This is a genomic window from Alteromonas sp. RKMC-009 (assembly GCF_003584565.2).
Lineage (GTDB): Bacteria > Pseudomonadota > Gammaproteobacteria > Enterobacterales > Alteromonadaceae > Alteromonas.
Window position 1 is genome coordinate 3,631,805 of sequence record NZ_CP031010.1, and the last position, 19,843, is coordinate 3,651,647.

Sequence of the window (19,843 nt, forward strand, 5' to 3'; positions counted from 1 at the left end):
ACTAACTATCCTGGCTCCCCTCCTCTGGCGGGGAGTCGTATACATCAATCCAGTTTACGCTGTTGACATACTCTCCCCGTTTGCTTTTCCATTGAAATACCTCTGTGGAAAACACGATTTGTTCAGGAATAAATCCCGCCGGTAGTGTGAACTCCTCATCGACGGTCTGAAAAAACTTAAATCCCCATTTGATATTCCCATTGGGTAGAAATCCCCCCTCACCGGCTTTAATTTCGTGAGGTTTTCCACCCAGACTTCCTTTAATGAGTACCGCAAGCTCACCTTTCAGCATGGCTTTATTTTCATTTTGCTGGAGTAACACCGCCTTGATCCGGTAACGGTTATCGCTGGCCAGGGGAGATACCTGGATACCGTCGATGAAAAAGCCGTCCTGAGTCACTTCAGGAGCAACCACCCGCTGATAAAAGCTGAGCTGTTCTTCCAAAGAACGCCCCTGCTGTTCTCTGGCTTCGAGCATCTTCTTGTACGATGATACCGAGCTGGCTGCCATCACGCTTTCCACCTGCAATGCAGCAACCTGCTTTCGTAACGCTGCGTTCTCATCTTCCAGATATTGCCGGGTCTGCTTTTCACTCAGCGCGACTTTTTCTTCATTTTTCTGCTGAAGCTGCGCCAGCTGATAACCCGTGACCAGCATAAACAACAATCCGGCCACACAGGCCAGGGTAAACCTGTACAGCCCCCATTTTTGGATTAATTCAGCGCGTTGTAACGGTAACTTCATTGTTCTTCTTTATTCATTTTTAAACCAACAAACAGGCACACTACTTGATAGGAAAAGCAGTGACTTATGATAGAATAACGCCACAGCAAAAGGATAAGCCACTTTAATGCGACTTTCAGCACTTCGCCAGGAACTAGCCCATCCCAGAACCTCCGTTCAGGTGTGTATGCTGGGCATTGTGGGAGGCCTCATTGCTGCCGGCCTGATAATCCTGTTCCGGTTATGTGTGGAATGGGTGCAAGGTAGTGCGCTTACGTTGTTAAAGCAAGTGGTTTCCGATGAATGGATGGTGTGGTTTCTGATGCCGCTGTGCGCAGTCGCCTGCATCCTGATCATTGCCTGGATCACGGGGTTCAAACATTACCGCCTCGGCATTCCTTTCGTTATCCACCGTGTTAAACATCATTACGGACTGATCCCGTTCCGAACCACAATTAATCAATTCTTTGGCGGTATGCTGGCGCTGGCCGGCGGGTTTGTTGTTGGCCGTGAAGGGCCTTCGGTACACCTTGGTGCATTTGGCAGCAGCTTCCTTGGCCAGTGGTTGCGTCTTCCTTATAACAGTATTCGAATACTGGCGGGTTGCGGCATTGCTGCCGGCATATCGGCTTCATTCAACACACCTTTTGCCGCAGTCATCTTTGTAATGGAAGTGGTGCTCAGAGAATATAAAATTCACATCTTTGTACCGGTGATGCTGGCGGCAGCCATAGGTTCGGTGCTCACCCGCATGGTGTTCGGGGAAGTGAACGAGTTATCCTTTCTCGCCATCGCCGCCTTTGATGAATGGATGTATTTCTATTTCATTTTCCTTGGTATTGCTCTTGGTGCGCTGGCAACCTTATTTAACTCTCAACTGATGCGGGTAATGCAATTTTTCCGGCCGATTAATATGATCTGGCGACTCATTCTTGCTGCGCTCATCACCGGTACCATCGGCATTTTCCTGCCGGAAAGTTTAGGCGCCAGCTTTGATGATGTGGACCATCTTTTCCACACCCATCCGGGCACCTTACTACTCCTGTCGATTCTTTCGGCCAAACTGATCCTGGCGATTTTTGCCATCGGACTGGGCATCCCGGGTGGTATCATCGGGCCTGTCATGGTGATTGGTATGCTGGCGGGCTCTGTACTGCTAATGCCCCTGCAATCGCTGGTAGACGTTGATGATTACACCAGCAGCTTTGCCCTGCTCGGCGTTGCCGGCATGCTTACAGCAGTACTGCATGCTCCCCTCGCTGCCTTGTCGGCAGTGATGGAGTTGTCGTACAGTCCGGAAATCATTCTGCCGGCCATGCTGGTGATTGTGCCGGCATACGTTACGGCCACCCAGTTTCTGGGCAACCGGTCTATCTTTATCCGTCAGCTCGATTATCAGAATCTGCCGTATGCCGTGACCTCTATCCGCGAAGCACTGGAAAAAACCGGTGTTCTGGCAGCCATGACCACGGAATACAAACTGTTCCTGGATGCGCCGGAACAGGCTATCGAAAATTATCTGTCTGAGAATCCCACTTACGTGGTGGTACAGAAATCCCGCACAGAGCTGGATGTGCATTACAAACTGGTTCAATACGATGTCAGTCTGGACCATAATGCGCACCCATTGAGTTATTTCAGTATGGAAGGTGTCAGCAGTCAGGCCACGTTGCACGAAGTGTACGAAAAGCTGAAGAACGGCCGGAGCGGAGCGGTGTATGTTTACGACCAGTCTGTGCAGGAAGTCAAAGGGGTAATTACCTGGAACATTCTGCAAACCTTCCTGCAAAGAGCACAGTATTAACGGAAACCGGTTATGATTTTGTGGTTAAAAGCGTTACACATCTTTTTTATGGTCGCCTGGCTGGCGGGAATTTTTTATCTTCCGCGGCTGTTTGTTTATCATGCAGAAGCAAAAGAACAAAATATTCGCGATCAATTTAAAATAATGGAAAGAAGGCTATGGTTTTTTGTCACGCCTTTTGCCATATTAACACTTATATTCGGTGTGTCCCTGATTTACGTTTACGGCATGGCCTGGTTCCGGGCTTCAGCGTGGCTACATGTTAAACTAACGCTTTTACTTGCCATTTATGCATATCACTTCTATTTATTTAAACTGGTTAATCAATTTGCCCGCGACGAAAATACCCGGTCGCCTAAGTTTTACCGTTTTTTAAATGAAGCACCCGTATTACTTTTACTGGCAATTGTGATCTTAGCTGTCGTTAAACCGTTCTAAAAACCATTAGCAGGCCAGTTTAACCCGCTTTATCCTAAGCGATATCGTTGTCATAAAATTAAAGGAAGCAATTTTGTGGCGAATTTTCTCCGGAAACGTGACAAGGCAAACCAAGACATGGATGTGAGTAACGAACATTTGAAGTCCTTACTGGAAAAGACCGATGAGGCTTTTCAGGCACTTCTGAAAGAACCGGATTCAGACGAACTCAACGACGCCTATGAAGCGGCGCGGGTGGAACTGAACAGTTACATCAGCTCAATGCGTCACAATCTCGCCCAGCGACTTAAGTAAAGCTTTTCAAGCCGGCGGACGCCCTACTCTTTCATCTGCACAAAAGTTTCAAACTGATCAGGCAAAACGCCGGCCAGTTCACCGGCCAGGTCAACATACTCTTTCAGCATCGCCGGTAACTGTGCAGCCAGTTGCGGAAGATGCTGCTGCAAAGCCGCTGCCTGTTCATCTGTACGCCTTTCCATTGCGAGACCGGGATTCGCCAGTGTTGAAAACAACTTAAGACAGCGGGACAGCCGCTTTGCAGGATCTTCGCTTCCCTTCACGCCTTTATCTTTCTCAGGGTTTGCCACTGCCAGTTGCCATGCTCTTTGCCATACCGGTTCAAGCCTGCCATGGGCGCTGAGCAAGCCGGAAAGCCATGCCGTTAACTCCTTGCGCTCTGCGGCATTGTCATGCCACTGACAAACTCCGGGCAGCAACGACGTATTATTTCTCATCGCCTGCAAGTTCTGCCTTAAACCGTCCATCAGGCCCTCTGCCATGTGTTCAAACGACACATCAGAAGCCGCCACCGGCGCATTCGCCACCAGCCAGGGCATCCATTGTTCAGGCATAGGAATTTCAGGACTGGTTGCCACAGCGAAGATGAATCCACGACAATGGCATTGCGACGGGAGCAAAGCCGCCAGAGCCGGCTCTGCAAATAATGATGAAAACGGCGTGCTGTTATTTTCCATTTATTCTGAACACTTTGATTAACCACGAAGAATCGTTATGCTGCATGCACTATAACAATAACACTTAAATGGAGTACGCAGTATGGCGAGTGACAAATCAGGCTATATTGTTGCGGCGGCTTTTATTGGTCCGGGAACAGTGACAACGGCCAGTATGGCCGGCGCAGGTTTTGGTTTTCACCTTGTTTGGGCACTCCTGTTTTCTGTAATAGCTACTATGGTACTGCAGGATATGGCTGCGCGGCTGGGCACAGGAACCGGAAAAGGTTTGTCGGATGCCTTAATGACACTGACAGAAAATAAAGTCTTACGCATTACCATTGCAGCTTTGATTGTGTCCGCTATCGGTATTGGCAATGCAGCCTATGAATCCGGCAACCTTACCGGAGCAGCCATAGGCCTGGATGCCATTACTCCGTTAGGAACGTCTCAATGGGCTGTTATCCTGGGCGCACTTGCAGCGCTGTTGTTGTATACCGGAAAGTACAAATTAATTGAGTCTGTGCTGGTGTCACTGGTTGCTATCATGGCGCTGGTGTTTGTCATCACCCTGTTTTTTGCCGGTCCGGACTGGTCTGCCATGCTCAGTCAACTTCTTCATCCGCAACTTGATGCCGGCACGATTACCATGGTGCTGGCTCTTGTAGGCACCACTATCGTCCCGTACAACCTGTTCTTACATGCCAGCCTTGTGGCACAGCAGTACGGGAAAACAAACGACGATGCCGCTCTGAAGACCTGCAGGAAGCAATCTGTGACTGCTATCGGGTTCGGGGGCATTATTACGATGATTATCGTTGCCACCGCGATGACCGCGTTTTACGGACAGAGTGAATCTCTTGATGCAGGTAATATGAGCCGCCAGCTTGCGCCGGTACTCGGGGAATACGCACAGTGGTTTTTTGCCGCCGGTTTGTTCGCAGCCGGTCTCACCAGCGCTATAACCGCCCCTCTGGCGGCATCCTACGCGGTGTGCGGCGCTTTAGGTAAACCAGCTGATATGACAGGCCGGTTATTTAAAGGGGTGTGGCTGGTGGTTATTCTGAGCGGTGTGATTATCGCCAGCATCGGCATTAAACCATTACTCGCCATCTTGTTCGCTCAGGCCACTAACGGACTGCTTCTGCCCTTTATTGCGGTATTTTTATTAGCCGTTATGAACAGGAAATCACTGCCTGCCACATACAGAAACAGCACGTTCAGCAACCTTACCGGTGCTGCAATCGTGCTGTTTGTGGTATGTCTCGGGCTGTATAAAGTCGCCTCACTGTTTTTGTGAGGCGCAATACCGGCCGGCTGACTGATCAGGCTTTACCTGCCAGTCTGCCAAGCACATTGTTCAGCATGTTACGGCTGCAACCAAAGTTAATGCGGAAATGATCCGGCGCAAGGAAGTCAGCACCGGGTGATGGCCCCACGCCCCGGCTTTCTGCCCATTTCTGCACATTCGCCACATCCAGCCCGCTGGCATCTATCCATGCCAGAAATGTTGCCTGCGACTGATGCACTTTCAGACCGTCAATGGCATTCACCTGCTCAATCAGTGTTGCCTGGTTACCTCTCAGGTAAGTCAGTAATTCAGAATGCCACTGATCACATTGGGTAAAGGCCGCTTCTGTGGCCACCAGCCCTAAGAGGTTTACCCACGGCATGTGACCGGCTGCGGACTGCACGAACTGCTGACGCAACTGACGGTCAGGGATAATCGCAAATGAAGCACCCAGACCTGCCACGTTGAAGGTCTTGCTGGCAGCCATGAGGGTAACGCTGACATCTTTCAGCGCTTCCACTCTGCCTGCCGGAATGTGCTTTACTGTTTCATCAAGGATCAAATCGCAGTGAATTTCATCACTGCACAATTTCACGTCGTTTTGCAGGCAAATCTCAGCGACACGATCAATCTCCTGCTGGCTCAGCACACTCCCGACAGGATTCATCGGGTTGCACAGAATCAGTAACTTACACTTCGGATCCGCGGCCTGAGTTTCCAGCTCAGCAAAATCCAGTGTGGGCCGGCCGTCTACGTCAACGGTACCGATATCGACACGCTCCATACCGTTAATTTTCGGCGCTGCCAGCAACGGCGGATAATTGGGCGTTTGCACCATCACTTTATCACCGGGCTTACAATACGCTTTAATGGCAATGTTAAATGCCGGCACGACGCCCGGCGTCCATACCAGCCAGTCAGGATCAATTACCCAGTCGTGTTTGTCTTCAAGCCAGCGCTGAACAGCCTCAATTGCCGGCTTGTATTGCGCCGGCAATACATAACCCATAATGCCGTGATCAACACTGGAAGAGAGTGCATCCAGAATGGCGGGGGCGCAACGGAATTCCATATCGGCAACCCATGCCGGAATGATGTCCTGACCGGCGTATTTCTGCCATTTAAAAGAATAGGTATCCTGACGGGAAGGCGTATCGTCGAAATTGAAAGGCACGTGAGATTTTCCTGTGTTGCAGTGCTAAAAGAGAGTGAGAGAAGGCCCCTGCGGGCCATATCTTTGTGCCTGTAACACTACAACGATTAACGGTCAGCTTCAATCCACCAGTTGCTTAACTTTCTGCACCAGGTTTTCTGTTGTAAACGGTTTGGCAAGAAACTGGGTGGCTCCGCCTTTTTTCGCTGCGATTACCGTGTCACGTGTGGCATCAGCCGTCAGTAAGATGAAGGGGGTTTTCAGCCCTGCTTCACGGCACGCTTTCAGCAACGTCAAACCGTCGTATTGGGGCATGTTCTGATCACTAATAATCAACGACAAATTATCCTGCGGCTGGTTGACTAAAAAGTCATGCGCCATTTCACTCCGGCTGAAAGCAAACACATTGGCACCCAGCTCTTCTTCCAGTGCATAGGTCACAATGTCTAACGTTATCGTATCATCATCTATCACCGCGATGGTGTATTCAGCCACACTTTACTCCTTAACAGCATTGCTACAGCAGCTCTGAACTATTTCTCTTTCCGGACATTCCGGCGTTCAATGTACACATATACATTGCCGGCTCCGGCGTAACATGAAGAATAAGTCTTATTCACCGGGATTGAAACAATACTTCAGGCGAAAAAAAAGCGTCCATCAGGACGCTTTTTCAAAATACTCAGTACTTATTTCGCACGACCGGCACGTTTACGGTCGTTTTCAGTCAGCAGCTTCTTACGAATACGGATGCTTACCGGCGTAACCTCTACCAGTTCATCGTCATCGATAAATTCCAGCGCCTGTTCAAGAGACATCTTCACAGGTGGAACCAGAGTTTGCGCTTCATCAGTACCTGATGCACGCACGTTTGTCAGTTGCTTACCTTTCAGGGCGTTTACTGTCAGGTCATTGTCACGGCTGTGAATACCGATGATCATACCTTCGTAAACTTCAACACCGTGTCCGATGAACAGACGACCACGTTCCTGCAGGTTAAACAGGGCGTTAGTCAGTGCTTTACCCATTGCATTGGCAATCAGTACACCATTCTTACGCTTACCGATAGTACCGCCTTTGTGCGGACCGTAATGGTCGAACGTGTGGTACAACAAACCTGAACCGGAAGTCAGCGTCATGAACTCAGTCTGGAAACCAATCAGACCACGGCTTGGAATGATGAAGTCCATACGGATACGGCCTTTGCCATCCGGGTTCATGTCACGCATTTCTGCTTTACGCAGACCAAGCTGTTCCATGATTGAACCCTGGTGCTCGTCTTCACAGTCGATAGTCAGTGTTTCAAACGGTTCCTGCAGCTCGCCGTCAACTTCTTTCAGGATTACTTCCGGACGTGATACCGCCAGCTCGTAACCTTCACGACGCATGTTTTCAATCAGGATACCTAAGTGCAGTTCACCACGGCCTGATACGCGGAATTTATCCGGGTCAGCGGTTTCTTCAACGCGCAGTGCCACGTTATGTACCAGCTCGTCCTGCAGACGCTCAAGGATGTTACGTGAAGTCACGTACTTACCTTCTTTACCGGCAAACGGAGATGTGTTTACCTGGAACGTCATGGTTACTGTTGGTTCGTCAACCGTCAGCGGAGGCAAGGCTTCTACTGTATTAACGTCACACACAGTGTCAGAAATTTTCAGTTCGCCCAGACCGGTAATCGCGATGATGTCACCTGCGCTTGCAGAGTCGACTTCATGACGCTCAAGACCTAAGTAACCCAGTACCTGACCCACTTTACCGTTGCGCTTCTTACCATCAGCACCAACAACAGTAACCTGCTGGTTCATCTTCACGCTACCGCGCTTAACACGACCAACACCGATTACGCCAACATACGAGTTGTAGTCCAGTTGAGAGATCTGCATCTGGAATGCACCGGCAGGGTCTGCATTTGGCGCTTCAACCTGATCCACGATTAACTGGAACAGTGGCGTCATGTCTTCGCCTTTAGTGTCTGCATCCATTGATGCCCAGCCATTCAGTGCTGATGCATAGATAACCTGGAAGTCTAACTGCTCATCAGTCGCACCTAAGTTATCGAACAGGTCAAAAACCTGATCCATTACCCAGTCAGGACGTGCGCCCGGCTTGTCAATTTTATTGATTACTACGATTGGCTTCAGACCCTGAGCAAACGCTTTTTGCGTTACGAAACGGGTTTGCGGCATAGGACCTTCCTGCGCATCAACCAGCAGCAGTACACAGTCAGCCATCGACATTACACGCTCTACCTCACCACCGAAGTCGGCGTGTCCCGGGGTATCTACGATGTTGATGCGGTAGTCATTCCAGTTAATGGCGGTGTTTTTCGCCAGAATGGTAATACCACGCTCTTTCTCGATGTCGTTAGAGTCCATTACCCGTTCCTGGGCTTCGCCACGGCTTTCCAGCGTACCGGATTGCTGTAACAGTTTGTCAACCAGAGTCGTTTTACCATGGTCAACGTGCGCGATAATCGCGATATTGCGTAATTTATTAATATCAGTGGTCATTGGGTCAAAGCCTTGGAAATCAGCGTTGCAGATGTAAGAAAAACATCAGGCAGATTTGATTGCTAAAACGGAATAGTAAAATGTGCGCGGATTGTACAGAAATTCCTTTCGCTTTGCGCATCTTTTTTTATTTTTCTTTGTGACACTTTTCTGGATTGTGTGCGGATCTAATTTATTCCAATGTTTTATCAATGATCCTACTAGTATCCGGGTTTGCTTTGTTCTAGTCTAAGCATCAGTTCTTATCTTCATATACTGCATTTCTGCATTGTCACAGCCTTCATTCTTCTGCGCCGGTCTGAATCACATCGGTACGGATAAAACACGGCTTAATAATGTTCAGCAGTCCGATAGAACCCGATGAATCATAAAACATCCTTACGCACCAAAACAGAGCTTGACTGCACCACTTTAGTGCATTTGCGTTTAGGGATTTTTGTGCTACTGCCTGCTAAGCCGCGTTTTACCGTCTTCATGTAAGTGGCATGAAAATAGCTTTAATGATTCTCAATTATTTTGGAGTGAAATTGTTCATTCCACGTTTATTCTAATAAATCCGGAGGACACGATGTCAATAGAAAAGGCATTAGAGCTGATCAAAGAAAGCGAAGCTAAATTTGTAGACTTACGCTTTACCGACACAAAAGGTAAGGAGCAACACGTATCGATCCCTGCAGGTCTGGTCGATGACGAGTTCTTCGAAGAAGGTAAGATGTTTGATGGTTCTTCAATTTCTGGTTGGAAACACATCAACGAATCAGACATGATCCTGATGCCAGACTCAGAGTCTGTTGTTGTTGACCCGTTTGCAGAAGAAACTCAGGTGAACATCCGTTGTGACATCGTTGAGCCGTCTACCCTGGAAGGCTACGACCGTGACCCTCGCTCTGTTGCACGTCGTGCGGAAGAGTTCCTGAAGTCTACTGGTATAGGTGACACTGCTTTCTTCGGCCCTGAGCCAGAATTCTTCCTGTTTGACGATGTGAAATTCCACACTGACATGGCAGGTTCTTTCTTCAAGATCGATTCTTCTGAAGCAAAATGGAACTCCGGTGCAGAATTCGAAGGCGGTAACCTTGCTCACCGTCCTGGTGTAAAAGGCGGTTACTTCCCGGTTCCTCCAGTAGACTCAGCACACGACATCCGTGGCGCAATGTGTCTGGTTATGGAAGAAATGGGTCTGGTAGTTGAAGCTCACCACCACGAAGTAGCAACTGCTGGTCAGAACGAAATCGCTTGTGCTTTCAACACGCTGGTTAAGAAAGCTGACGAAGTTCAAATCTATAAGTATGTTGTACACAACGTTGCAAACGCATACGGTCAGTCTGCGACATTCATGCCTAAGCCTCTGGTTGGTGACAACGGTTCTGGTATGCACGTTCACCAGTCTATCGCTAAAGATGGCAAAAACATCTTCGCAGGCGACAAGTACGCAGGTATGTCTGAAGAAGCGCTGTACTACATCGGCGGTATCATCAAGCACGCCCGTGCAATCAACGCATTCACTAACGCTTCTACTAACTCGTACAAGCGTCTGGTACCAGGCTTTGAAGCACCGGTTATGCTGGCTTACTCTGCACGTAACCGTTCTGCGTCAATCCGTATTCCTTACGTAACAAGCGATAAAGCGCGTCGTATCGAAGTACGTTTCCCTGACCCGACTGGTAACCCTTACCTGGGCTTCACTGCTATGTTAATGGCAGGTATCGACGGTATCATCAACAAGATTCACCCTGGTGACTCTATGGATAAAGATCTGTACGACTTACCTCCAGAAGAAGCAGCAGAAATCCCAACTGTTGCCAGCTCACTGGAAATGGCTCTGGAAGCGCTGGACAACGACCGTGACTTCCTGAAAGCTGGTGGCGTTATGACTGACGACATGATCGATGCATACATCGGTCTGAAGTCTGAAGAAGTGACTAAGCTGAACATGTCTACTCACCCTGTTGAGTTCGACATGTACTACAGCGTATAAGCCATTCGCTGATTTGATTTGAAAAAGCCCGCATCTGCGGGCTTTTTTTCGTCCCGGCTTTTGCTAGACTGAGAATTCTTTCTTTGTGAAAATGGTGTCCGATGATACTTCGCATTTTGCTTGTCACCGCTTTATTTGTGCCTTCAGTACATTCTCAAACAATTTATAAAGTCGTGAAAGAAGACGGTACCGTTCTGTATACAGACGTGCCACAGGACGGCGCAGAGACCCTTGAGTTCGAAGCCAATACCAGTAACGTTGCAGACAGCCCAGACATCAAAGCGACGCAACAAACACAATCCCGCGATACTCAACCCGACTATAAAGTATCCATTACCTCTCCGGAACCGGAAGCCACAATCCGTAATAACAACGGTCAGTTTTCTATAACGGCCGCTACCACCCCGGCCTTCCGTGGCCGCTACCGTCTTACTTTCGACGGCCAGCCAACCCGCATCAACAGTAGCGGTAAGTTCAACCTCACCGGCATTAACCGCGGCGCCCATACTTATCATATAGACATAATTGATAATAAGGGCAAGACTCTTGCATCATCTCCTCAGCAAACACTTTATTTGCATCAGGCATCAGTGTTTATCAATAACAATTAGCGTTCTATGGTGGCGCAGCCAGCGCACCATGCGGGTTCATCAGAAAATTTTATTTTGGTGCAATCAACACCGTTTGAACGCGTTAAACTATAATGCACCATAAAAGTGCAAATGAGGAATGCTCGGCATGCAAGCCACCGAGTTTGAAACAAACCATTTATTGAACAACCTGAACACAGCGTTGGTAATGGTCAACGAGCGGTTGCAAATCGTTTATGCCAATCACGCAGGGGAAGCGTTGTTCGAGACTGGGGTGAAGCAGCTCTCCGGACACAAGCTATCGGACTTTTTTGCGCCGAACGCCATCAATGATGCCCGTTTGCGGGCGGCCATTCGTCGTGGCGAAGACTTTACTGAAAACGATTTACGTCTGTGCTTCAAAGACGGGCGTTGTGTATTGTCTGATCTCACGGTCACTAACCTGAATACCGATGACGGCCCTAAACTGATGTTTGAGGTGCGCCGTATCGATCAGCAACGCCGCATCTCCAGAGAAAATCAACAAAATGCTCAGCACGATGCCGCCAGAGAACTGATCCGCGGCCTCGCCCATGAAATTAAAAATCCCTTAGGGGGAATTCGCGGTGCCGCCCAGTTGCTGGAAAAAGAGCTGACAAATCCCGACCATAATGAATTCACGCAGATGATCATCGAGCAATCAGACCGGCTGCGAAACCTGGTTGACCGTTTGCTCGGGCCCAACGCGCTGCCAAGGCTTGAGTGGAGTAATCTCCATCAGGCGCTTGAGAAAGTGCGCAGCCTGATGAGGGTCGACTCAGATAACCCAATCACTATCATCCGCGATTACGACCCGAGTATTCCGGATCTGAAAGTAGACCAGGACATGATTCAGCAATCGGTGCTGAACATTTTAAGAAACAGTGTTCAAGCGCTCACAGAAGCGAAAACACCGTCACCGCAAATACGGCTTGTTACCCGTATAGACAGACAAATGACCATTTTGGGTAAGCGGCACTCTCTGGTGGCCAAAATCCAGATCATTGATAACGGACCGGGTATTCCCGCCGCAATCAGAGACACCCTTTTCTATCCCATGGTCAGCAGCAAGCAAAACGGAAGCGGGCTGGGCCTGTCTATTGCACAAACATTAATAAATCACCACGGCGGAAAAATTGAGGTAGACAGCCATCCGGGCCACACCGAATTTACGCTATATCTCCCTGTCCCCAGAAAGGAGTCGGATAATGAATAATGAATCCGTATGGATTGTAGATGACGACAGCTCAATCCGCTGGGTTCTGCAAAAGGCATTACAGGCAGCCAATATCGGATGTTTGAGTTTTGAGAATCCTGAAGATCTTTTACTGCAATTACAAAGTGGCCAGCGCCCTGAGGTTATCGTGTCAGATATCCGTATGCCTCAGATGGACGGCATGACACTGCTGGGGGAAGTACATAATACTGACCCGCTCATTCCGGTCATCATCATGACCGCGCATTCTGATTTAGACAGCGCAGTAAATGCCTACCAGAGTGGTGCGTTTGAATACCTGCCAAAACCCTTTGATATCGACGAAGCCGTTACGCTGGTGCAGCGGGCGCTGGCCCATGCACGGGAACAGAGCCGGCAAAATCAGGTGCCTCAGGATGAAGCGGTTACTGAAATTATCGGTGAAGCGCCGGCTATGCAGGAAGTTTTCCGCGCCATCGGCCGGTTGTCCCGCTCCTCCATCAGCGTGCTGATTAATGGTCAGTCCGGTACAGGTAAAGAGCTGGTTGCTCATGCCCTGCACCGTCACAGCCCACGGGCGGCCAATCCGTTCATTGCACTGAATATGGCAGCCATTCCGGCAGACCTGGTGGAATCGGAACTCTTCGGTCACGAAAAAGGGGCGTTTACCGGCGCACAAACTGCCCGTCAGGGCCGTTTTGAGCAGGCAAACGGCGGTACCCTTTTCCTTGATGAAATTGGTGATATGCCGCTGGACGTTCAGACCCGTTTGTTACGGGTACTGGCTGACGGACAATTTTATCGCGTCGGCGGACATCAGTCGGTGACTGTTGATGTACGGATCATCGCTGCAACCCACCAGAATCTGGAAAAACGGGTGGCAGAAGGTAAGTTCCGTGAGGATTTATTTCACCGCCTGAACGTTATCCGTATCCACATTCCGTCGCTGGCAGAGCGCCGTGAAGATATTCCTCTGCTGGCAAGACACTTCCTGCGCCGTGCTGCGAAGGAACTGGATGTGGAAACCAAGTCGCTGAGTAAAGATGCAGAGAAGCTGATGACCCGCCTGCCCTGGCCTGGTAACGTACGTCAGCTGGAGAACGTGTGCCGCTGGCTTACCGTTATGGCGAGCGGACAGGAAGTTTTACCCGGCGATCTGCCGCCGGAAATCCACTCAGAGGGCACTATCGAGAAAAGCGGCGGTACCGCTACCGGCGACTGGCCTGAATTACTGGCAAGATGGACCGACAGTCAGCTTCGTGAAGGACACTACAATATCCTGAATGACGCCATGCTCACGTTTGAGAAAATCATGCTGGAACGTGCACTCAGTTACACTCATGGCCACAAACAGGATGCCGCCAAGCGTCTTGGCTGGGGTCGGAACACGCTGACCCGCAAGCTTAAAGAGCTGGATGTGAACGGCTGAATAACGCCAGACGCAAGTCTCCGCGGTTTTCTCAAATAAAAAAGCCCGGTGCAGAAGTTCTGCACCGGGCTTTTTACATGAATAAATTCACTGTTCAGGCGACTACGCCGTGAAGGAAATTACGGATTCTTCGTCAGCAGGCTCGTCATGGCCTGATTAAAATGCCGCACCCATTTCATGCTGAACTGCCCTTTGGCAGCCCGGTTCAGTTCAATGACCGCCTGCTTTTTAGACATCCGCGAGTCCTGATTATGTGCCCGTGAGTGGGTCATGGCATCGTAGGTATCGAGAATGGCCAGCAGTTTAGCACCGTCACAAATATCATCTTCTTTCAGGCCCAGCGGATAGCCACTGCCATCTACCCTTTCATGGTGCTGCATCACAATTTTTCGGGCGTGATCCCACTGATCGAGATGCTCCAGTAATCGGGAGCTTTTGTACACGTGAGAACGCATGAGATTAAACTCGGCGTCAGTGTACGGGTCTGTTTTGTTAAGCAGGTGCAACGGCATGAACGCCATACCAAAATCGTGCACGTAACAGGCAACAGACAACTGATCGTCATCGATGGGACTGCCTGCTTCATGATTGATGTATAACGCCAGCTTTGCAATCCGGTCGCCACGCCCGGCCCAGTAATTAGAACGGTGTTCGATGGTTTGCATAAGGTCACGGAAAAACAGCATATCGGCCCGTTTTTCGGCACTCAAACCTTTCAGTATTCCGGTATTCGCTACCGTCTGCGGGGGTTTTGCAGGTGGCTTTTCGCCTTCCGCTACAGCCTTATCCTCTGTACCGGCATATTCACCGGTATCAATGTCCAGATCCGGATTTAGCAGCAATACCGCATCAGCCAGCAGTTTGTCATGATCAGCATGGTTGTCCGGCGTGATCCGCGTGATCGCCAGCACCAGCTGTTCATGAAGATTGCCGTCGTATTCAGCACAACCGGCATTCATCACATCCTGAACAAAGCTTTTCACCCTGTCCATGGTCAGCAACACCAGGTCACTCATGGTACTGGTGTAGTTAATCTGCCCTTTACGCAGAAAATCCAGCAAATCTTCAACGTGCTGAAGCAAAGGGATCATCGGACTGAAATTAACCAGCCCCAGGTCACCTTTGATGGTGTGGATAGAACGGAACAGGCTGCGTTGCAGTTCATTATCTTCCGGACGCAATTCCAGCTCTATGAGGGTTTGTTCGCTGGATTCATAAAGTTCGTTGATTTCCTCCATCAGGTCACTGAGGATATCTTCTTCAAGTTCTTCCGGTGTAAACGTCTGCATTTTATCTGGTTACCGCATTAAGCATGTATTTAAGTTATATCATCTGATCGGCAGTTTCGCTAATCGGCAATAGTGTTCTTTTGGCTAAATTTTCAGACTGATCGGATAACTGAACTGCTCTCAATCCCGTATACTTCGCGGCAAAACATAAAACAGGAACAGTAGTGTTAGCAATTCTTCGCGTAATCGCGCTCTTTTTCGCATTCATTCTGATAAACATCGTTGTTTTAGTGGTTTGCGTGCTTCGCCCTTTTCACAAGAATAATGTTCATTTCGCCGGCAACGCTTATGCGCAGATGTCCCGGATTATGGGGCTTAAAATCATTGTCCGGAAAAGTGATGCGGTGAAGGAAGACACCCCGTACGTGTTAATCGCCAATCACCAGAGCAGTTACGACATCATCACCATTTGTAAGGCGGCTCTGCCCGGCGTGGTGACTATCGGTAAGAAGAGCCTGAAGTGGATCCCCGTATTCGGACAGATTTACTGGTTATCGGGCAACATTATGATTGACCGGAAGAACAGCGGTAAAGCGCGGGATACGTTAAAAATCGCTGGTAAGAAAATCCGCGAAAAAGGGACATCCGTGTGGGTATTTCCGGAAGGCACACGAAGCTACGGCAGAGGTTTACTGCCCTTTAAATCCGGCGCATTCTGGCTGGCTCAGGCTGTTAAAGTACCGGTTGTCATGGTTACTGCCAGCGATTTACACGAAAAAGTAAAGTGGAACCGCTGGAACAACGGTGTGGTGCTTATCGATATTGATGCGCCGGTAGAGCTTACCCGCGAGCATTCCCCGAAAGGCTGGACGGAACATTTCCATAAAGCCATGGAAGAGAAGTTCGCCCGTCTTAACGAAGAAGTGGCACAAATTGAATCTGCAAAGAGATAGCATCCTGCCGTTCAGTTAATTACACTAGGGCAAGTTGACGTTTTTGAGAGATAACATGAATCAGTTTGATGAACGGGAAGAATGGTACGCGTTTAACCAGGAAACCATAGAGGCACTGCTGGAAGACGGCAGTCAGGCGGATGCGGTGTACACCATTGAGCATCACCTTGCTTCCAATGATTTCGATAAACTGGAAAAAGCAGCCGTAGATGCGTTCAAAGCCGGTTTCGAAGTGTCTGATGCAGAGGAGTTGGTATTAGACGACGGCGGTACTATTTTCTGTTTTGACGCGATTGTTGAGCGTGAGCTGGAACAGGAAGCGCTGGACAAAGACACAGATGCGCTGCTGAAAATTGCTGATAAGTGCGATGTGCACTACGACGGCTGGGGCACTTATTTTATGCCCCGCGACGAAGAAGCAGACGAAGACGATGAGGATTACGACGACTGATACGTTGTCTGACTCATCAACAGAAGCCGGTGTATACTGCATGAAGTATCACCGGCTTTTTTGTTCAGCAACGATGTCGCGCTGATCAGTTACCACCTTCTGTCAATGAGATAGTATGGTGCAGCAACGCCCGGGTTCCCGGCAGTCCGTGGCCCGGCAACACGATTTTCGCCTCAGGGTATCTGGCTAATACCTTCTGCACTGACGGCCCCCACTCTTCCGGACTGGCATCACCGGTATAACCTAAACTATCCGTTTCTGCGCTGCGGATAAGACATCCGCCCACCAGAATGTTTGCTCCGGCCAGCCAGACCACACTGTTATCCGGCGCATGTCCAGGGCCCGGGTAGAACACTTCAACACCTTCTGCCAGAGCATAGGTTGTACCGGTAATTTCCTGTTTTGCCAGTGGCTTGCCCTGCTCCTCAAGAATAGCATTAGTCATTTTCGACGCATGTGTATCTATGCCTTTGCTGTTCAGCAAACCAATGCCCGCGGTACGGTCTTCATGGGAGTGACTGGAAAACGACGTTGTTACAGGCATACCACGTGCTGCGGCCCAGTTCAGTAGCTCCGCGGTATCCTGCTCCGTCCACGGCGTATCGATAATAATGCTGCCCTGTTCAGACAGAATAATCACGCCGTTGGACTCCACCAGCCCGAATCCGTCTACCTCCTTGTATGACAGATGCAGCCACACATCATCCGACAAAGGTAACAACTGCATTGCCTTTTGCTCCGGTATTTCTTCCCCGTGCAGGGCGAAAGCAGACAATCCCCACACCAGCAACGCCGTCAGTTTAACGAACCGCACCATGAATAATTCCGTAATCAATGAGTCTGATCATGTTTATATCCCGGCCAGTACATCCCGTCTACGGATAACCCGTTGCGATGCACAGATAAAGGGGCAAACTGTCAGCGGTTAAGACTGCTTTCAGCAACCGTTCAGTTTACGCAGGCGACACTAAGCCCGTAGTCAGCCAAAGACAAGAGGAATGATGATGCTGAAACAAACATTGAAACCGTTATTTGTTCTGATGGGCATTACCGCTCTGCAAGCGCCGGCACTGGCAGAAACAACGGAACGGACCACTGAAGCCAGAGAGTTTCAGTTCGGTGAAGCGTACACCCCGAAAGACGGCGACTTTATCAGAAACGACACACTGGCCAGCGTTACCAAAGCCACAAAAAGCAGTAAAAAGCGGGCAGCTGTGAATGCCGTTGTGAATACCGACTTCTGGATTTACGATGCATGGACTGAGCGCTTCAACGACGCCGATTATGACGGTTATGCCACGACGGTGTCTGTAAGCTTTGATGCTGATACTGTCTATGCCGAAGTACCGGTTTATGCCGTCCTTTACCTGGGTGATGCTGACAATTTCTACCCGGCACACGAATCATCCGTGTTTTACATTTACGGAGAAAGTACCAGCGATGAATTTGTGATAGAAACTGACCTTATCACCGGCTACCGTCCATTCGACTATGACATCATGATTGAGCTGTACGACGCGCAGACAAACGAACTGTTGGCTGTTGCCGATCATACCAGCGATGCAGACTTGTCTTATGTGCCCCTTGAAAGTCAGGATTACGACCGGGTCATTGTTGAACAGGAAACCGTGGTGGAAGTAAGAGAACACGGCGGAGCCCTGCACTGGCCTTTCCTTGCCGGCCTTCTGGGCATGGGGATATGGAGAACAGTATCACGCCGCCCACGCAGATAGCATTCTACTATCGGGGCTGTTTAAAGAGAACAGCCTTTGTTTTAACGCTTTTTTTGGCATACCTGTCCATTCAGTGCCACAATAAAGTATGACTCAGGACAAAGCGCCACCGGAATGGACAAACAAAAAAAACTGCTGACAAGAAGACGAGTGCTGAAAGGCTCTCTGGCAGGCTGGCTGACCGCCGGCATGGTCCCCTTTGCCATTGGCAAAGAGAAACCTCTGGTAAGAGTGCTTGGCACCCATGTAACCTTGCAGGAAGCCTTGAGACAGCAGGCGATGGAAGACTTAGGGATCCGGCTGCAGTTCGCTCCCGGCGGCAGTGCAACGGTACTTCAGAAAGCCACCATGAATCCGCAGGGCTTTGATTTATATGAGCAATGGTCAAACAGCATCAATGTGCTCTGGCGGGCCAATGCCATTCAACCCATCGATAAACGCCGTATTGGTAACTGGGACGAAATTAACGATCTGACAAAGACCGGCAAGGTCTCTCCCGAAGCGAAAATCGGTGCCGGTGATGCTCCCCACAAAATAATAAACGTTCAGGCCGACGGCTCGCTGGGAGAAAAGCACACGGATGAAATCAGCTTCCTCCCGTACGTGCACAATGTTGATTCCTTTGGCTATCTGGAAAACGCGTTACCGGCCGATATGAACAGTGCAGATGAGAGTTGGGGCTGGCTGCTGGATTCCAGACTCAGCGGAAAAGTGGGTATCGTGAATGACCCGACTATCGGGTTATTTGATTTAGCCCTGGCGGCAAAAGCGAAAGGCTTCATGGAATTTGAAGACATCGGCGCCATGACGCGGGCAGAATTAGACAGCCTGTTCCTGTTACTGATTGAGCTTAAACAGCTGCAGCATTTCAATGGCTTCTGGACCTCCGTACCGGAATCGGTGCAATACATGCGTACGAAGCGGGTCACCATTGAAAGTATGTTCTCCCCTGCTGTGTCTGATTTGAATGGTCAGGATATTCCCGTTCGCTTTGCGGCTCCCCGTGAAGGTTACCGCGGCTGGCACGGCGTGATGTGTCTTTCTGCTGCCACGCAGGGCCGGGTGAAAGATGCTGCCTATGAATACATGAACTGGTGGTTGTCCGGCTGGCCCGGTGCTTTCATTGCCCGTCAGGGGTATTACATTTCAAACCCGCAACGTTCAAAGCCTTATTTAAGTGAAGCTGAATGGAACTACTGGTACAGAGGTTTACCAGCTTCAGAACCGCTCAGAGGGCCGGATGGAAAAATGTCTGTCAATCGCGGACAGCAACGCTCCGGCGGCAGTTACGAAGATCGTTTCGGCCATGTTGCCGTTTGGAATACCGTTATGCCGACTTATGAATATAGTCTGCAGAAATGGTATGAATTCATTACTTCTTAGTGGTACGC

General features: G+C 49.6%; 19 protein-coding genes. 12 read left to right on the forward strand and 7 right to left on the reverse strand.

Annotated elements, in window-relative coordinates:
* Position 1 precedes the first annotated feature (1 nt).
* On the reverse strand, positions 2 to 745 hold the full coding sequence (locus DS731_RS16100) for a DUF6776 family protein (RefSeq protein ID WP_119502298.1): 744 nt from the start codon (positions 743 to 745) through the stop codon (positions 2 to 4).
* A 106-nt stretch (positions 746 to 851) separates the two neighbouring features.
* Here DS731_RS16100 and DS731_RS16105 point away from each other — a divergent pair, with 106 nt between their 5' ends.
* The 3 genes from DS731_RS16105 to DS731_RS16115 all read left to right on the forward strand — a co-directional run bounded on the left by DS731_RS16105 (position 852) and on the right by DS731_RS16115 (position 3,260).
* On the forward strand, positions 852 to 2,528 hold the full coding sequence (locus DS731_RS16105) for a chloride channel protein (protein WP_119502299.1): 1,677 nt from the start codon (positions 852 to 854) through the stop codon (positions 2,526 to 2,528).
* A gap of 12 nt (positions 2,529 to 2,540) precedes the next feature.
* Entirely contained in the window at positions 2,541 to 2,966 is a 426-nt protein-coding gene (gene hemJ / locus DS731_RS16110) for a protoporphyrinogen oxidase HemJ (RefSeq protein ID WP_119502300.1), read from the forward strand.
* 75 nt (positions 2,967 to 3,041) lie between these two features.
* A complete protein-coding gene (locus DS731_RS16115) occupies positions 3,042 to 3,260 on the forward strand; it encodes a hypothetical protein (RefSeq protein WP_119502301.1) in 219 nt (72 codons plus the stop codon).
* A gap of 23 nt (positions 3,261 to 3,283) precedes the next feature.
* Here DS731_RS16115 and DS731_RS16120 read toward each other — a convergent pair whose 3' ends face one another.
* Positions 3,284 to 3,940, reverse strand: coding sequence for a UPF0149 family protein (locus tag DS731_RS16120; RefSeq protein WP_119502302.1), 657 nt, complete (start codon positions 3,938 to 3,940; stop codon positions 3,284 to 3,286).
* Between the two features lie 82 nt (positions 3,941 to 4,022).
* Here DS731_RS16120 and DS731_RS16125 point away from each other — a divergent pair, with 82 nt between their 5' ends.
* Entirely contained in the window at positions 4,023 to 5,219 is a 1,197-nt protein-coding gene (locus DS731_RS16125) for an Nramp family divalent metal transporter (RefSeq protein ID WP_119502303.1), read from the forward strand.
* 25 nt (positions 5,220 to 5,244) lie between these two features.
* Here DS731_RS16125 and DS731_RS16130 read toward each other — a convergent pair whose 3' ends face one another.
* The 3 genes from DS731_RS16130 to typA form a co-directional block, all read right to left on the reverse strand.
* Positions 5,245 to 6,384 carry a MalY/PatB family protein gene (locus DS731_RS16130; RefSeq protein ID WP_119502304.1) on the reverse strand — a complete coding sequence of 380 codons (1,140 nt, stop codon included), beginning with the start codon at positions 6,382 to 6,384 and terminating at the stop codon, positions 5,245 to 5,247.
* Between the two features lie 99 nt (positions 6,385 to 6,483).
* Positions 6,484 to 6,858 (reverse strand): response regulator, encoded by a 375-nt coding sequence (locus DS731_RS16135; protein WP_119502305.1) that lies wholly within the window; start codon positions 6,856 to 6,858, stop codon positions 6,484 to 6,486.
* 194 nt (positions 6,859 to 7,052) lie between these two features.
* A complete protein-coding gene (gene typA / locus DS731_RS16140) occupies positions 7,053 to 8,876 on the reverse strand; it encodes a translational GTPase TypA (protein ID WP_119502306.1) in 1,824 nt (607 codons plus the stop codon).
* Between the two features lie 568 nt (positions 8,877 to 9,444).
* Between typA and glnA the strand changes: the two genes are divergently transcribed.
* From glnA to glnG, 4 genes are all read left to right on the forward strand, one after another.
* The gene (glnA, locus tag DS731_RS16145; protein ID WP_119502307.1) at positions 9,445 to 10,854 is read left to right on the forward strand and encodes a glutamate--ammonia ligase; all 1,410 of its coding nucleotides are present in this window, start codon (positions 9,445 to 9,447) and stop codon (positions 10,852 to 10,854) included.
* Between the two features lie 101 nt (positions 10,855 to 10,955).
* Positions 10,956 to 11,465 (forward strand): DUF4124 domain-containing protein, encoded by a 510-nt coding sequence (locus DS731_RS16150; RefSeq protein WP_119502308.1) that lies wholly within the window; start codon positions 10,956 to 10,958, stop codon positions 11,463 to 11,465.
* Between the two features lie 127 nt (positions 11,466 to 11,592).
* A complete protein-coding gene (gene glnL, locus DS731_RS16155; protein ID WP_119502309.1) occupies positions 11,593 to 12,678 on the forward strand; it encodes a nitrogen regulation protein NR(II) in 1,086 nt (361 codons plus the stop codon).
* Positions 12,671 to 14,086, forward strand: a complete 1,416-nt coding sequence (glnG, locus tag DS731_RS16160; protein ID WP_119502310.1) for a nitrogen regulation protein NR(I) — start codon at positions 12,671 to 12,673, stop codon at positions 14,084 to 14,086. Before glnL ends, glnG begins: the two co-directional genes overlap by 8 nt.
* Before the next feature lie 119 nt (positions 14,087 to 14,205).
* On the opposite strand, the gene DS731_RS16165 is transcribed toward glnG, so the two are convergent.
* The gene (locus DS731_RS16165) at positions 14,206 to 15,375 is read right to left on the reverse strand and encodes an HD domain-containing phosphohydrolase (RefSeq protein WP_119502311.1); all 1,170 of its coding nucleotides are present in this window, start codon (positions 15,373 to 15,375) and stop codon (positions 14,206 to 14,208) included.
* 164 nt (positions 15,376 to 15,539) lie between these two features.
* On the opposite strand from DS731_RS16165, the gene DS731_RS16170 reads away from it, so the two are divergent.
* Together DS731_RS16170 and rraB are read left to right on the forward strand one after the other, a co-directional pair.
* Positions 15,540 to 16,268, forward strand: coding sequence for a 1-acylglycerol-3-phosphate O-acyltransferase (locus DS731_RS16170; protein ID WP_119502312.1), 729 nt, complete (start codon positions 15,540 to 15,542; stop codon positions 16,266 to 16,268).
* A gap of 55 nt (positions 16,269 to 16,323) precedes the next feature.
* Complete coding sequence (gene rraB, locus DS731_RS16175; protein WP_119502313.1) at positions 16,324 to 16,719, forward strand: ribonuclease E inhibitor RraB; 396 nt, start codon at positions 16,324 to 16,326, stop codon at positions 16,717 to 16,719.
* A gap of 85 nt (positions 16,720 to 16,804) precedes the next feature.
* Here rraB and bla read toward each other — a convergent pair whose 3' ends face one another.
* Positions 16,805 to 17,536 (reverse strand): subclass B1 metallo-beta-lactamase, encoded by a 732-nt coding sequence (gene bla / locus DS731_RS16180; protein ID WP_119502314.1) that lies wholly within the window; start codon positions 17,534 to 17,536, stop codon positions 16,805 to 16,807.
* A 181-nt stretch (positions 17,537 to 17,717) separates the two neighbouring features.
* Between bla and DS731_RS16185 the strand changes: the two genes are divergently transcribed.
* On the forward strand, positions 17,718 to 18,452 hold the full coding sequence (locus tag DS731_RS16185) for a choice-of-anchor H family protein (protein ID WP_150154305.1): 735 nt from the start codon (positions 17,718 to 17,720) through the stop codon (positions 18,450 to 18,452).
* 114 nt (positions 18,453 to 18,566) lie between these two features.
* Positions 18,567 to 19,835, forward strand: coding sequence for an ABC transporter substrate-binding protein (locus DS731_RS16190; protein ID WP_119502316.1), 1,269 nt, complete (start codon positions 18,567 to 18,569; stop codon positions 19,833 to 19,835).
* The last annotated feature ends 8 nt before the right edge of the window (positions 19,836 to 19,843 follow it).

Excerpts from the sequence above, each read along its gene's own strand:
- DS731_RS16100 (WP_119502298.1), bottom strand. The coding sequence starts at position 745 with ATGAAGTTACCGTTACAACGCGCTGAATTAATCCAAAAATGGGGGCTG.
- DS731_RS16105 (WP_119502299.1), top strand. The coding sequence starts at position 852 with ATGCGACTTTCAGCACTTCGCCAGGAACTAGCCCATCCCAGAACCTCC.
- hemJ (WP_119502300.1), top strand. The coding sequence starts at position 2,541 with ATGATTTTGTGGTTAAAAGCGTTACACATCTTTTTTATGGTCGCCTGG.
- DS731_RS16120 (WP_119502302.1), bottom strand. The coding sequence starts at position 3,940 with ATGGAAAATAACAGCACGCCGTTTTCATCATTATTTGCAGAGCCGGCT.
- DS731_RS16125 (WP_119502303.1), top strand. The coding sequence starts at position 4,023 with ATGGCGAGTGACAAATCAGGCTATATTGTTGCGGCGGCTTTTATTGGT.
- typA (WP_119502306.1), bottom strand. The coding sequence starts at position 8,876 with ATGACCACTGATATTAATAAATTACGCAATATCGCGATTATCGCGCAC.
- glnA (WP_119502307.1), top strand. The coding sequence starts at position 9,445 with ATGTCAATAGAAAAGGCATTAGAGCTGATCAAAGAAAGCGAAGCTAAA.
- DS731_RS16150 (WP_119502308.1), top strand. The coding sequence starts at position 10,956 with ATGATACTTCGCATTTTGCTTGTCACCGCTTTATTTGTGCCTTCAGTA.
- glnL (WP_119502309.1), top strand. The coding sequence starts at position 11,593 with ATGCAAGCCACCGAGTTTGAAACAAACCATTTATTGAACAACCTGAAC.
- glnG (WP_119502310.1), top strand. The coding sequence starts at position 12,671 with ATGAATAATGAATCCGTATGGATTGTAGATGACGACAGCTCAATCCGC.
- DS731_RS16165 (WP_119502311.1), bottom strand. The coding sequence starts at position 15,375 with ATGCAGACGTTTACACCGGAAGAACTTGAAGAAGATATCCTCAGTGAC.
- rraB (WP_119502313.1), top strand. The coding sequence starts at position 16,324 with ATGAATCAGTTTGATGAACGGGAAGAATGGTACGCGTTTAACCAGGAA.
- bla (WP_119502314.1), bottom strand. The coding sequence starts at position 17,536 with ATGGTGCGGTTCGTTAAACTGACGGCGTTGCTGGTGTGGGGATTGTCT.
- DS731_RS16185 (WP_150154305.1), top strand. The coding sequence starts at position 17,718 with ATGATGATGCTGAAACAAACATTGAAACCGTTATTTGTTCTGATGGGC.
- DS731_RS16190 (WP_119502316.1), top strand. The coding sequence starts at position 18,567 with ATGGACAAACAAAAAAAACTGCTGACAAGAAGACGAGTGCTGAAAGGC.